This window comes from Streptomyces sp. NBC_01092 (genome assembly GCF_045039535.1).
In the GTDB taxonomy this organism is placed as follows: domain Bacteria; phylum Actinomycetota; class Actinomycetes; order Streptomycetales; family Streptomycetaceae; genus Streptomyces.
On record NZ_CP108659.1, the window covers coordinates 2590830 to 2603615 of the forward strand.

At 71.8% G+C, this 12786-nt stretch carries 12 protein-coding genes; 8 read left to right on the top strand and 4 right to left on the bottom strand.

Annotated features, from left to right (window positions below):
* Positions 1-104 precede the first annotated feature (104 nt).
* Complete coding sequence (locus tag OG254_RS11420; RefSeq protein ID WP_405594941.1) at positions 105-1049, top strand: CopD family protein; 945 nt, start codon at positions 105-107, stop codon at positions 1047-1049.
* Positions 1050-1053: 4 nt separating this feature from the next.
* Here OG254_RS11420 and OG254_RS11425 read toward each other — a convergent pair whose 3' ends face one another.
* Both OG254_RS11425 and OG254_RS11430 read right to left on the bottom strand, forming a co-directional pair.
* Entirely contained in the window at positions 1054-2097 is a 1044-nt protein-coding gene (locus OG254_RS11425; protein ID WP_405580199.1) for a zinc-dependent alcohol dehydrogenase family protein, read from the bottom strand.
* A 162-nt stretch (positions 2098-2259) separates the two neighbouring features.
* Positions 2260-2970: a VIT family protein gene (locus tag OG254_RS11430; protein WP_405580201.1), complete on the bottom strand. Its 711-nt coding sequence runs from the start codon at positions 2968-2970 to the stop codon at positions 2260-2262.
* Between the two features lie 195 nt (positions 2971-3165).
* Here OG254_RS11430 and OG254_RS11435 point away from each other — a divergent pair, with 195 nt between their 5' ends.
* From OG254_RS11435 to OG254_RS11445, 3 genes are all read left to right on the top strand, one after another.
* Positions 3166-4167, top strand: coding sequence for a DEDDh family exonuclease (locus OG254_RS11435; RefSeq protein WP_405580204.1), 1002 nt, complete (start codon positions 3166-3168; stop codon positions 4165-4167).
* 79 nt (positions 4168-4246) lie between these two features.
* Positions 4247-4480: a hypothetical protein gene (locus OG254_RS11440; protein WP_147996822.1), complete on the top strand. Its 234-nt coding sequence runs from the start codon at positions 4247-4249 to the stop codon at positions 4478-4480.
* A 49-nt stretch (positions 4481-4529) separates the two neighbouring features.
* Positions 4530-5327 carry an SURF1 family protein gene (locus OG254_RS11445; RefSeq protein ID WP_405580206.1) on the top strand — a complete coding sequence of 266 codons (798 nt, stop codon included), beginning with the start codon at positions 4530-4532 and terminating at the stop codon, positions 5325-5327.
* Positions 5328-5963: 636 nt separating this feature from the next.
* Here the strand turns inward: OG254_RS11445 and OG254_RS11450 are convergent.
* Positions 5964-8117, bottom strand: a complete 2154-nt coding sequence (locus OG254_RS11450) for a carbon starvation CstA family protein (protein ID WP_405580209.1) — start codon at positions 8115-8117, stop codon at positions 5964-5966.
* A gap of 49 nt (positions 8118-8166) precedes the next feature.
* Entirely contained in the window at positions 8167-8385 is a 219-nt protein-coding gene (locus OG254_RS11455) for a DUF3311 domain-containing protein (protein WP_147996819.1), read from the bottom strand.
* A 168-nt stretch (positions 8386-8553) separates the two neighbouring features.
* Between OG254_RS11455 and OG254_RS11460 the strand changes: the two genes are divergently transcribed.
* From OG254_RS11460 to OG254_RS11475, 4 genes are read left to right on the top strand one after another with little or no spacing between them, the layout of a single operon-like run.
* Positions 8554-10092 (top strand): sodium:solute symporter, encoded by a 1539-nt coding sequence (locus OG254_RS11460; RefSeq protein WP_405580212.1) that lies wholly within the window; start codon positions 8554-8556, stop codon positions 10090-10092.
* 5 nt (positions 10093-10097) lie between these two features.
* Positions 10098-10652: a sigma-70 family RNA polymerase sigma factor gene (locus OG254_RS11465; RefSeq protein WP_405594944.1), complete on the top strand. Its 555-nt coding sequence runs from the start codon at positions 10098-10100 to the stop codon at positions 10650-10652.
* Positions 10649-10960, top strand: a complete 312-nt coding sequence (locus OG254_RS11470) for a hypothetical protein (RefSeq protein ID WP_405580215.1) — start codon at positions 10649-10651, stop codon at positions 10958-10960. The genes OG254_RS11465 and OG254_RS11470 overlap by 4 nt, the downstream gene beginning before the upstream one ends.
* Before the next feature lie 34 nt (positions 10961-10994).
* Complete coding sequence (locus tag OG254_RS11475; RefSeq protein ID WP_405580218.1) at positions 10995-12782, top strand: glycoside hydrolase family 15 protein; 1788 nt, start codon at positions 10995-10997, stop codon at positions 12780-12782.
* Positions 12783-12786: the final 4 nt, after the last annotated feature.

Consider the following 12786-nt stretch of genomic DNA (forward strand, 5'->3'; position numbering starts at 1 on the left):
GGCACTTGCCCGTCTCTGTGCTGGTTTGTGAAGATCTTGAGGTGACGTTGACAGGATCCTCCCCGGACGTGGCCGACGGGAGCACGCCGCAGCCGCGCCTGGGCATGGCGCGGGCCGTCGCCGTTCTCGCCCTCGTGGCGCTGGCGGCGCTGATCCCGCTGCTCGGGCCGTCGGCCGCGCTGCACGGCACCGGGGAGGCCGCCGCGCCCGGCACGGGCGGCATCGCGCTGCTGCGGGCGGTGCTGTTCGCGGCGCTGTGCGTGCCGTTGGGGGAACTGTTCGTGAACCGGCTGGCCCGGTCCGTGCCCGGCGCGCCCGCGACGCGGCCCCGCAGCTGGGCGCCGTACGCGGCCGCCGTCGGCTTCGTCGCCGCCCTCGGGCTGGCCTCGGTCGTCTCCACCGGCAACCTCGTGCCGCACAGCCCCGCCGACCTCGACATCGGCGGCCTGTACGCCTCGCGCGACGGCAAGCTCGCGCTGCTGGAGGTCAACGCCTTCGCCGCGGCCGGCCTGTGCGCCCTCTCGCGCCGGCCGGCCTCCCAACTCTGGCCGCTGGCCGCCGTGGTGGTCGCCGAGGCGCTGCGCGCTCACCCCACCAACGAATACAGCCCGCTGCTCGGCTCGGGTCTGACGCTGGTGCATCTGGCCTGCGCGTCGCTGTGGGTGGGCGGACTGCTGCACGCCCTGCGGGCCCTGCGCGGGTGGGGTGCCGGGGAGGCGGGCGCGGCGCTGTTGGGTCTCTACGCGCGCGTGGCGGCCGTACTGCTGGCCGCCCTCACCGCGACAGGGGTGTGGAGTGCGCTGCGCCGGATGCCGTCGGACACGATCCTGGACCAGCTCACGGGGACGGCGTACGGGCGTGCCCTGCTGGCCAAGGTGCTGGTCGTGGTGGTCGTGGCCGCGCTCGCCCTGTGGGCGCGGATCCGGCTGCGCCGCGCGGCCGACCCGCTGACCGCCTGCTCCCCCGCACGGGCCGAGGTCGTCGCCCTGGCGGTGGTGGTCGCGCTGTCGGGGCTGCTGACGGCGCTGCCGGTGCCGATCCGCTGGTGAACCGTCAGTTGGCGACCAGGACCTTGAGCGCGGTCCGCTCGTCCATCGCCTTGTAACCGGCGGGGACCTCCTCCAGACCGACCGTCAGGTCGAAGACCGGCGAGGGGTCGATCGTGCCGTCCAGGACGTCGGGCAGCAGCTCGGGGATGTAGGTGCGGACCGGCGCGACACCGCCGCGCAGCGCGATGTTCCCGTCGAACATGACGTCGAGGTCGAGCCCGGTGCCACTGCCGTGCGGCACTCCGACGAAGCCGATGGCGCCGCCGTCGCGGGTGATGTTGACGGCCGTCCGCATGGACTGTTCGGTGCCGACGGCCTCGACGACGGCGTGCGCGCCCTGCCCGCGCGTGAGTTCGCGTACGGCCTCCACGGCCGCGTCCCCGCGTTCGGCGACGACGTCCGTGGCGCCGAAGCGGAGCGCGATGTCGGTGCGGACCTGGTGGCGGCCGAGCGCGATGATCCGCTCGGCACCGAGCCGCTTGGCGGCGAGCACCGCGCACAGCCCGACGGCGCCGTCCCCGACGACCGCGACCGTGGCGCCCGGCCGGGCGCCGGCGCCGAGCGCGGCGTGGTGGCCGGTGCCCAGGACGTCGGACAGCGTCAGCAGGGCGGACAGCAGATGGTCGTCGGAGGCCGCGTCCTTCGGGAGCTGGACGAGGGTCGCGTCGGCGAAGGGGACGCGCACGGCCTCGCCCTGGCCGCCGTCGGAGCCGACGGAGCCCCAGAAGCCGCCGTGCTCGCAGGACGTGGTGAGGCCCTCACGGCAGTAGTCGCAGACGCCGTCGGACCACATGAAGGGCGCGACGACGAGGTCGCCCCGCTTCACCCCGGCGACCTCGGAGCCGGTCTCCTCGACGAGGCCGAGGAACTCGTGGCCGATGCGCTGACCCGGCTGCCGGGCCGCCTCGCCGCGGTACGCCCACAGGTCGCTGCCGCAGATGCAGGCCAGCAGCACCCGGACCACGGCGTCGGTGGGCCGGCGCACCACGGGGTCGGGCACGTCCTGCACGCGCATGTCGAAGGGGGCGTGAATGGTGGTGGCGCGCATGGCGAGGATCCTTCTCGTCTTTCGTCGTACGTGCGCCCAGGGGGTGGTCGGGCGCGCATCTCACCGTACGTCGAGGTCGGGATCCGGCGCGCTTCGAGGTACCGGTATCGCTCCTGAGCTGCGGAAACCGTCCCGTGGCAGTCGGCTCGCAGGCCCGGGGCGCTACGCCCCCGCCAGGTCCAGCAGCGACCCGGCCGCGTAGGTGACCCCCATGGCGAGCGCGCCGCCCGCCACATTGCGCAGCACCGCCCGGGCCCAGGGCGCCGAGCCCAGCCGGGCGCTGCTCCAGCCGGTCAGGGTGAGCGCGGCCAGGACGGAGACGACGGTGACCGTCAGCCGCCACTGCGCCGGCGGCAGCACCATGGCCAGCAGCGGCAGCAGCGCCCCGGCCGTGAACGCCAGGAAGCTCGCCCATGCCGCGTGCCACGGGTTGGCCAGCCGGTCGGGGTCGATTCCGAGCTCCACGCGCGCGTGCGCCTTGAGTGCGTCACGCTCCGTCAGCTGGACCGCGGCCTCCACGGCCACGTGCCGGGACAGCCCCCGCCGCTCCAGCAGTTGCGCCAGCTCCTCCAGCTCCGCCTCCGGCTGCTCCCGCAACTCCCGCTTCTCCTGGGCGAGCGCGGCCTTCTCCGAGTCGCGCTGCGTGGACACCGAGACGTACTCCCCCGCCGCCATCGACATCGACCCGGCGAGCAGCCCCGCCAGCCCGGCCGTGAGCAGGGCCGAGCGGTCGCCGGTCGCCCCGGCCACGCCGACGACGAGGCCCGCGGTCGACACGATGCCGTCGTTCGCCCCGAGCACGGCCGCCCGAAGCCAGTTCAGCCGCTCCCCCAGCGCGCCGCCGTGAGGTTCGCCATGCGTTGGTTCGGTCATATGCGGAGGATCGCACCGCGCGGGGCATCGCGGACGTACCGACGCTCCCCGCGGGCGGCGGGCTCACCGGCGTACGGCAACACCAGGTGCCCGTCGCGGGGTTGACGTTCCCGCGTTCGCATGGCTCGAACAGGCAGGCGGGGCAAGGCACCTGACGGTGAGGACTGTCAGTGGCGGCCCGTATCCTCAATGACCATGCTCGAAGACCGTACGACCGCAGCATCCGCCCCCACAGCGTGGCCGGCCGCGTATCCCCAGGGGTACGCGGTCGTTGACGTGGAGACCACCGGCCTGGCCCGGGACGACCGGATAATCTCCGCGGCCGTGTACCGGCTGGACGCGCGCGGCGAGGTCGAGGACCACTGGTACACGCTGGTCAACCCGGAGCGCGACCCGGGCCCGGTCTGGATCCACGGTCTGACGAGCGACGTACTCGAAGCGGCGCCCCTTTTCCCGGACATCGCCGAGGAGTTCTCGGCCCGGCTCGACGGCCGGGTGCTCGTGGCGCACAACGCGGTCTTCGACTGGCAGATGATCGCGCGGGAGTACGCGCGCGCGGAGCGCGAGGCCCCGGTGCGGCAGCGGCTGTGCACCATCGCGCTGTCGAAGGAGCTGGGGCTGCCGCTGCCCAACCACAAGCTGGAGTCGCTGGCGGCGCACTTCGGTGTCGTCCAGCAGCGGGCGCACCACGCTCTGGACGACGCGCGCGTGCTGGCGGAGGCGTTCCGGCCGAGCCTGCGGGCCGCGGCGGCGGACAGCGTGCGGCTGCCGCTCCAGGAGTGCCGGCCGCTGACCGAGTGGCGGGACACGGCCGCGCCCCGGATCGGGCAGCAGGCGGGAGGCTCCGGGGGCTACGGCTCGTATCGGCCGACCAGTTGGCGCCCGTCCCGCAAAAGGCCCATGTGCCCCCATCCCAACCCAGGCCGCTACGAAGACGGCAAGAGGCTCAAACAGGGCATGCGGGTGGCTTTCTCCGGGGACACGTCGATCGAGCGCGATCTGCTGGAGGACCGCGCGGTCGAGGCCGGGCTGCATGTGTCGACGAGCCTGTCCCGGCTGACCAGCCTGCTCGTCACGAACGACCCGGACTCGAACACCTCGAAGGTGGTCAAGGCCCGGCAGTTCGGCACACCGGTGGTGGACGAGGCGGCCTTCGGGCAGCTCCTGCGGGACGTGGAGCCGGCGTCGGAGCCGTGACCGTACGGACGGGTGATTACCGGGCGACTCGCCCGGAGCCCTCTCGCCCGCGCCCCGGTGACCGCTCACCCTGTGGCGCATGGCGACATGTGAAGTCTGTGGCAACGACTACGGCATGACCTTCGAGGTGCACGCGCAGGGCGTGGTGCACGTCTTCGACTGCTTCTCCTGTGCGATCCACCGCATGGCACCCATCTGCGAGCACTGCCGTGTGCAGATCATCGGGCAGGGCGTCGAGGTCGACGGTCACTGGTTCTGCGGCGCCCACTGCGCTCGCGCGGAGGGAAAGGTGGGGATCGTCGACAAGGTGTGACCCGGTACCCGCCTGAAAGCGCCCCACGACCGAGTTGTACGGTCGTGGGGTGTACCGCTTCCTGTTGTCCCGGCAGTGGGTGATCCTCACGCTGGTCGCCCTGATCCTCATCCCCACGATGATCCGGCTGGGCTTCTGGCAGATGCACCGCTACGACGAGCGCAGCGCCCGCAATCAGCTGGTCGCCGACGCCCTGGAGGCGAAGCCGGTACCGGTGGAGAAGCTGACGTCCCCGGGGCACACGGTCACCTCCAAGGAGCGGTATCGCACCGTGACCGCGCAGGGCCGGTTCGACACCGACCGGGAGGTCGTGGTCAGGCGGCGCGTCAACGCCGACGAGGAGGTCGGCTTCCACGTACTCACGCCCCTCGTGCTGACGGACGGCAAGGTGCTGCTGGTCAACCGTGGCTGGATTCCCGCCGACGGTCCGAGCCAGACGGCCTTCCCCAAGGTCCCCGCCGCGCCGAGCGGCACCGTCACGGTCACCGGGCGGCTGATGCCGGACGAGACGACCGAGGCGAGCGGCATCAAGAACCTCAAGGGCCTGCCCGACCGGCAGGTCATGCTGATCAACAGCGAGCGGGAGGCCGGGCGCCTCGACGCCGACGTACTCGGCGGCTACGTCGTCCAGACGGCACCGGAGCCCAAGGGCGACACACCGGAACTGATCGGCAAGCCCGGCAACGAGAACGCTCCGCTGAATTACGCGTACGCCCTTCAGTGGTGGCTGTTCGCGGCCGGCGTTCCCATCGGGTGGGTGGTCCTGGCCCGCCGGGAGGCGCGGGAGCGGGCGGCGGCAGCGGCAGCGGCGCCGGAGGAGACGGAGTCGGCGCCGGCCTCCGTCTAGCGTCCACGACCGGGCCGCTCTCACGTGCGGCGACCGGTCAGCTGGTCGCGCCAGTAGCGGAAGGTACGTTCCGGCTGGGGCAGCAGATCCCACGGGTGGCGGGTCATGTGGCACCCGATGCGCTGGAAGACGGGGCGCGGGCCGACCGGACGAAGGCACGATGGACCAGGGCGTCACCGTCGTCGGGCCGGTCGGCGACCCATCTCTCGGAGACCACGGGCGGAGCAGTTCAGCCACGGGTTCCCATGCGGGGCTTGTGCGGCCCGCTCCGAGGCCGTGGAGTTGTTGGGTGGGGCGGAGTTCGCGGAGGGTTCTGTGCAGGGGGCGTCGTCGAGTTCGGGGCGGATGAGCAGGGAGGGGCGGCGTTTCAGCATTTGGGTCTATTTGTCGCCGTCGGGGTTCGGCTTCGCGGGCGGCTGCGGGTGGTTCGTGGTTGCTCGCGCAGTTTCCCGCGCCCCTTGAGGTACGTCCGCTGCACGTCCCTAAGGGGCGCGGGGAACTGCGCGACCAGCCACAGACGACCCGCAGCCGGCCCCCGGCATCAACAGCAGCGGCCCTCCGGTCGGCCCTCCCGGTGCAGCAGGCTCAGTACGTCCATCAGCTCACGTACGTACCAGCGCACCCAGCGCGCCGCCCTCATGACCGGACCCCCACCAGCGGCTCGCCCTGGGGCTCGGGTACGTCGATGCGGGACTCGACGTACGGTGCCTCGGTCGTCGGCAGTGGTCCCGCCGCTCGGACCGCGCGGACGCACACCACCGCGCAGTTGACCAGGACCGTGAGGACCAGCAGGAGGAAGATCGCCATGAGCACGCCGTCGACGGTGTTGTTGAGCACGATGGTGTGCATGTCGTCCATGTTCGTGGCGCCCGGCAGCAGCTGGCCGTCCTCGATGGCCTGCGCGTACTTGTCGCGCAGGGCGAAGAAGCCGATCGCCGGGTTGTCGGAGAAGATCTTCTGCCAGCCCGCGGTGAAGGTGACGGCCACGTCCCAGGCCAGCGGGATGCCGGTCACCCAGGCCCAGCGGAGCTTGCCCGACTTGATCAGCACGGTGGTGGTGACGGCCAGGGCGACGGCGGCCAGCAGCTGGTTGGCGATGCCGAACAGCGGGAACAGCTGCTTGATGCCGCCGAGCGGGTCGGTGACACCGGCGTAGAGGAAGTAGCCCCACGCGCCGACGACCAGGGCGCTGGTGATCCAGATGCCGGGCTTCCAGGTGACGCGGCCGATCGGTTTCCAGACGTTGCCGAGCATGTCCTGGAGCATGAAGCGGCCGACGCGCGTGCCGGCGTCCACTGTGGTCAGGATGAACAGCGCCTCGAACATGATCGCGAAGTGGTACCAGAAGGCCTTCATCCCGGCACCGCCGATCACCCCGGCGAAAATCTCCGACATGCCCACGGCGAGAGTGGGCGCCCCGCCGGAGCGGCCGACCAGCGTCTCCTCCTCGACCGCCTTGGCCGCCGCGGTGAGCTGATCCGGAGTGATGGTGAAGCCGAGGTTCTTCACGGCTTCGGCGGCGCTGTCCACGGTCGGGCCGAGCAGCGCCGCCGGGGAGTTCATGGCGTAGAACAGGCCGGGTTCGAGCACACAGGCGGCGATCAGGGCCATGACGGCGACGAAGGACTCCGTGAGCATGGAGCCGTAGCCGATCAGCCGGACCTGGGACTCCTTCTGGATCAGCTTCGGCGTGGTGCCGGAGGAGACCAGGGCGTGGAAGCCGGACAGGGCGCCGCAGGCGATGGTGATGAAGAGGAAGGGGAAGAGGGAACCGGCGAACACCGGGCCCGCGCCGGTCGAGGCGAACTCCGTCACCGCATCGGTCTTGAGGTTCGGGGCGGCGATCACCACGCCGACGGCCATCAGGGCGATGGTGCCGACCTTCATGAAGGTCGACAGGTAGTCGCGGGGTGCAAGGAGCATCCAGACCGGCAGCACGGAGGCGACGAAGCCGTAGCCGACCAGGCAGAAGACCAGGGTCTCGGGGCTCCAGACGAAGTACTCGGCGAGTGCGGAGTCCTGGATCCAGCCGCCGCCGAGGATGGCGAGCAGCAGCAGCGCGACGCCGATGAAGCTGGTCTCCACGACCCGGCCGGGCCGCAGATAGCGCAGGTAGAAGCCCATGAACAGGGCGATCGGGATGGTCATGGAGACCGAGAAGGTGCCCCACGCGGACTCGGCGAGGGCGTTGACGACGACCATCGCCAGCACCGCGAGCAGGATGATCATGATGGCGAAGACGCCGATCAGCGCGGCGGCGCCGCCCACCTTGCCGATCTCGTCCCGCGCCATCTGGCCGAGGCTCTTGCCGTCCCGGCGCATGGACAGGAACAGCACGATCATGTCCTGCACGGCGCCGGCGAAGATCACGCCCGCGATGATCCAGACGGTGCCCGGCAGATAGCCCATCTGCGCGGCCAGCACCGGGCCGACCAGCGGGCCGGCGCCGGCGATGGCGGCGAAGTGGTGGCCGAACAGCACCCGCTTGTCGGTGGGGTGGTAGTCGACCCCGTCCTCCAGGCGTTCGGCCGGGGTCGCGCGGGTGTCGTCGACCTGGAGGACCCGCCGGGCGATGAAGCGCGAGTAGAAGCGGTAGGCGATCGCGTACGAGCCGAGGGCGGCCACGACCAGCCAGACGGCGGAGATCTCCTCACCCCGGGACAGGGCGAGCACGGCCCAGCCGAGGGCGCCGAGGAGGGCCACGGCACTCCAGATCGCCACCGACCTGGGCGACATTCGTGATTTCTCCGGCGCTCTGCGTTCGGATTCGGGCATGGCTGAGTTGGGCATGGCGGCTCCTGACCTGAAGCAAAGTAGGTGCGCAAAAGGGACGTACGGCTCAGCGCTCTCGATGTCGGTCCGTCAGCGCGTACGCGGCGAGCAGGCAGAGGCCGCACCCCGGCACCCAGGCGAGCTGGTACCAGTAGAAGAACGGCGTCCCCGCCAGCCGCGGCTCGGCACCGGCGTACCAGGGGACCCACAGCAGCCCCGCCGCGGGCGCGAGAAGCAGGACGGCGATCGCGACGCGCCGTAGCCGGTGATGACCGGTCCGTGCCATGACCTGCGCTCCTCTCCCGCTCGCTGTCGGTCTGTGCAAGAGTTGCCCACTCCCCGGAACCGGTTGACAGCGAAATTCCGGGAAATTTCCCGCCGGTTTCCTGTCCTCCGTTCCGGCTGTTCGCGCAACTCTCGCGCGAGGGCACAGGCACACCAAGGACGGTGACCCATGGCCGACGGCGCCATGACCGCGACGTTCCTCGCCGTGATCGGCGGAGCGTCGCTGCTCGCCGTCACCGCGCGGCGTCTGCGGCCCAGCGACCGGCTGCCGTCCCTGGAGGGCTGGGCGCTGGCCGACCGCAGCCTCGGACCGCTGTGGACCTGGCTGCTGCTCGGCGGGACGATCTTCACCGCCTACACCTTCGCCGCCATACCGGGCCTTGCGTACGGCAGCGGCGCGCCCGCCTTCTTCGCCGTGCCGTACACGGTGATCGTCTGCCCGCTGGCCTTCGTGCTGCTGACCCGGCTGTGGAGCGTGGCCCGCCGGCACGGCTATGTCACGGCGGCGGACTTCGTGCGCGGCCGCTACGGTTCGGCGCCGCTGGCCCTGGTGGTCGCGCTGACCGGGATCCTCGCGACGATGCCGTATCTGGCACTGCAACTGCTCGGGATCAGGGCGGTGCTGACGGCCGGGGGCGTGTATCCGCGGGGTGCGGCCGGTGATCTGGTGATGGTGGCGCTGTTCGCGGGGCTGGCCGTGGCCACGTACCGGCACGGGCTGCGCGCGCCCACCGTGATCTCCGCGCTCAAGGCCGTGGCCGTCTTCGTCTCGCTGACCGCGGTGACCTGGCTGGTCCTCGACCGGCTCGGCGGCCCGGGTGCCGTCTTCGACGGTGCCGCCGAGCGCCTGGGCGGCCCGGCCCTGCTCCTCACGCCCGAGCAGCAGCCCGCCTACGCCACCCTCGCCCTCGGCTCGGCGCTCGCCCTGCTGATGTACCCGCACGTGCTCACCGCCGGTTTCGCCGCCGACGGCCCGCGCACGCTGCGCAAGGTGGCCGTGGCGCTGCCCGCCTGGACCGGGCTGCTCGCCCTCTTCGGCTTCCTCGGCATCGCGGCCCTCGCGACGGGCGTGCGCGCCCCTGAGGGCGGCGCCGAGGCGGCCGTACCGATGCTGGTCGACCGGCTGATGCCGGCGCCGCTGGCCGGGCTGGTGTTCGGCGCGATCACCGTGGGGGCGATGGTCCCGGCGGCGGTGATGTCGATCGCGGCCGCCACGAGCTTCGTACGCAATGTGTATGTCGAGTACGTCCAGCCGACGGCCACGCCCAAGCGGCAGGTGCGTATCGCCAAGGCGGTGTCGCTCACCGCGAAGGTGGGCGCGGTGGCGTTCGTGTTCGGGCTGCGCGACCAGGACGCCATCAACCTCCAGCTCCTCGGCGGGGTCTGGATCCTGCAGATCTTCCCGGCCGTGGTGATCGGGCTGTTCACCGCGCGGCTGCATCCGCGGGCGCTGTTCGCGGGATGGGCCGTGGGGATGGTGGCGGGCACCTGCATGGTCGTCCGGGAGGGGTTCTCGTCGGTCGTGCCGCTGGGCTCCGGGCCGGAGATCTACGCCGGGCTCGCCGCCCTGCTGCTCAATCTGACCGTCGCCGTGGCCACGACCGCGGTGCTGAGCCGCCTCGGCGTCCCGCGCGGCGCCGATCTGACCGACCTGCCGTCACGCCTGAGCGTCAGGCGGCGTCCCGAGACGGGAGCGAACAAGCCGTGAGACAGCTGAGACGCGAAGCCGGTGCGGTACCTGCCGTACCCCTCACCCCCTCGGTGAGCGACCCGGCGGACGTGGAGCGCGAGGCCGGCCTTGCCCGCCTGTTCGAGCTGCACTACTCCTCGATGCTGCGCCTCGCGGTGCTGCTCGGCGCCGACGATCCGGAGAACGTGGTCGCGGAGGCCTACTACCAGATCTACCGGAAGTGGCGCCGCCTGCGGGACGCCGAGGCGGCGGAGGCCTATCTGCGTTCCACCGTGTGCAATCTGACGCGGATGCGGATCCGGCATCTCCAAGTGGCGCGCAAGCACGTCGAGAAGCCCGCCGACGAGCTCGTCGCCTCCGCCGAGAGTGCCGCGCTGCTGCGCGACGACCAGCGCGTCCTGATCGACGCGCTCCAGCAGCTGCCCGCCCGGCAGCGCGAGGCGCTGGTGCTGCGGCACTGGCTCGGACTGAAGGAGAGCGAGATAGCCGCGGCCATGGGGATCTCCTGCGGATCCGTCAAGACCCATACGGCACGCGGCCTCGCCGCCCTGACCCAGGCGATGGAGGCCCGGCGATGACGCACCGAGATGCGACTCCGTCGCGTGGCACCACTGAGGACCGCACCGAGCAGGAGCTGCGCCAGGCGCTCTCCGCGCTCGCCGACGGGGTACAGGCCGCGCCCGACGCCTATCGCACGGCGCGCGGCGCATGGCTGCGCCGCGAACGCCGGCGCCGGCTGGTCCTCGCCGTCCTCGTCGCGGTCGTGTTCGCCCTGGCCACACTGATCGGACTGTGGGTCCTCAACCACACCCCGGCGGAACCCGGCGTCATCTTCTCCGGCACCGGTTCACCCGCGGCGACGTCACTCCCCCGGCCCCACCCCTGATTGGCCCACCCGCCGTCGGGGAACCCGCAATTGCGTGCACCCGCGCATCGAGGACTACGCCCTGATCAGTGACGAGCAGACGGCTGCCCTGATCGGCAGGGACGGCTCGGTCGACTGGCTGTGTCTGCCCCGGTTCGACTCGGCCGCCTGTTTCGCCAGGCTCCTCGGCGACGAGGACAACGGCCACTGGCGCATCGCCCCCAAGCACGCGGAGGGCTCCTGCACGCGCCGCGCCTACCGCCCGGACACGCTGGTGCTGGACACCGAGTGGGAGAGCGACGAGGGCGCGATCCGCGTCACCGACCTGATGCCCCAACGCGACCGCGCCCCCGAACTCGTGCGCATCGTGGAGGGGCTGAGCGGCCGGGTCACCGTGCGCTGCACCCTGCGGCTGCGCTTCGGCTACGGCTCGATCGTGCCCTGGGTGCGCAAGTCCCACGGCCACCGGGTGGCCATCGCCGGCCCGGACTCGGTCTGGCTGCGCAGCGACCCCGCGGTGCAGACCTGGGGCGAGGACTTCAGCACGCTCTCGGAGTTCACCGTCGAGGCGGGCGAGACGGTCGCGTTCGTCCTCACCTGGCACCCCTCGCACGAGCCGCGCCCACCGCTCATCGACCCGTACAAGGCACTGCACAGCAGCATCCGGGACTGGCACAAATGGGTGGGGCACTGCCACTACGAGGGCCCCTACCGCGACACCGTCATCCGCTCCCTGATCACCCTCAAGGCCCTCACCTACCGGCCGACCGGCGGCATCGTCGCCGCCCCCACCACCTCGCTCCCGGAGGAGCTGGGGGGCGTGCGCAACTGGGACTACCGCTACTGCTGGCTGCGCGACTCCACCCTCACCCTGAACGTGGGCCTGTCGATGGGCTACCGGCTGGAGGCCGAGGCCTGGCGCGACTGGCTGCTGCGCGCGGTCGCCGGCGACCCGGCCGACCTCCAGATCATGTACGGCATCGCGGGCGAGCGCCGGCTGCCCGAGTTCGAGGTGCCGTGGCTGTGCGGATTCGCGGGCTCCGCCCCCGTACGCATCGGCAACCAGGCCGTGGAACAGCTCCAGTTGGACGTGTACGGCGAGGTCATGGACACGCTGGCGCTGGCGCGGGACGCGGGGCTGCCGACCAAGCCGCACATGTGGGCCATCCAGGTCGCCCTCGTCGAGTGGCTGCGCTCGCACTGGCGCCGGCCCGACGAGGGGCTGTGGGAGGTGCGCGGCGGCCGACGCCACTTCGTGCACTCGAAGGTGATGGTGTGGGTGGCCGCGGACCGGGCGGTGCGCACCCTGGAGCGGAACCCGCAGCTGGAGGGCGACCTGAGCGGCTGGCGGGAGTTCCGCGACGAGGTCCACCGCGAGGTGATCGAGCAGGGCTACGACCCCGAGCGCAACACCTTCACTCAGTCCTACGGCTCCCGGGAACTGGACGCCGCGCTGCTGCTCATCCCGCGCGTCGGCTTCCTGCCGCCCGAGGACCCGCGCGTCATCGGCACCATCGACGCGATCCGCACCGAGCTCAGCCACCGGGGCTTCCTGCTGCGCTACAGCACCGACGAGACGGCCGTCGACGGGCTGACGGGCAGCGAGGGCACGTTCCTGGCCTGCTCGTTCTGGCTCGCGGAGGCGCTGCACATGACGGGCCGTACGCACGAGGCACGCGAACTCTTCGACCGGCTGGTGGCGCTCACCAACGACGTGGGCCTGCTGGCCGAGGAGTACGACCCCGTCTCCGGCCGCCAACTCGGCAACTTCCCGCAGGCCTTCAGCCACATCGGCCTGGTGAACACGGCCCTCGCCCTGTTCGGGGCCGAGGGGGCAGGATAGGGGC

Coding starts and splice junctions, on each gene's coding strand:
- OG254_RS11450 (WP_405580209.1), bottom strand. CDS start 8,117: ATGCCCAACTCAGCCATGCCCGAATCCGAACGCAGAGCGCCGGAGAAA.
- OG254_RS11460 (WP_405580212.1), top strand. CDS start 8,554: ATGGCCGACGGCGCCATGACCGCGACGTTCCTCGCCGTGATCGGCGGA.
- OG254_RS11455 (WP_147996819.1), bottom strand. CDS start 8,385: ATGGCACGGACCGGTCATCACCGGCTACGGCGCGTCGCGATCGCCGTC.
- OG254_RS11420 (WP_405594941.1), top strand. CDS start 105: ATGGCGCGGGCCGTCGCCGTTCTCGCCCTCGTGGCGCTGGCGGCGCTG.
- OG254_RS11435 (WP_405580204.1), top strand. CDS start 3,166: ATGCTCGAAGACCGTACGACCGCAGCATCCGCCCCCACAGCGTGGCCG.
- OG254_RS11430 (WP_405580201.1), bottom strand. CDS start 2,970: ATGACCGAACCAACGCATGGCGAACCTCACGGCGGCGCGCTGGGGGAG.
- OG254_RS11425 (WP_405580199.1), bottom strand. CDS start 2,097: ATGCGCGCCACCACCATTCACGCCCCCTTCGACATGCGCGTGCAGGAC.
- OG254_RS11440 (WP_147996822.1), top strand. CDS start 4,247: ATGGCGACATGTGAAGTCTGTGGCAACGACTACGGCATGACCTTCGAG.
- OG254_RS11470 (WP_405580215.1), top strand. CDS start 10,649: ATGACGCACCGAGATGCGACTCCGTCGCGTGGCACCACTGAGGACCGC.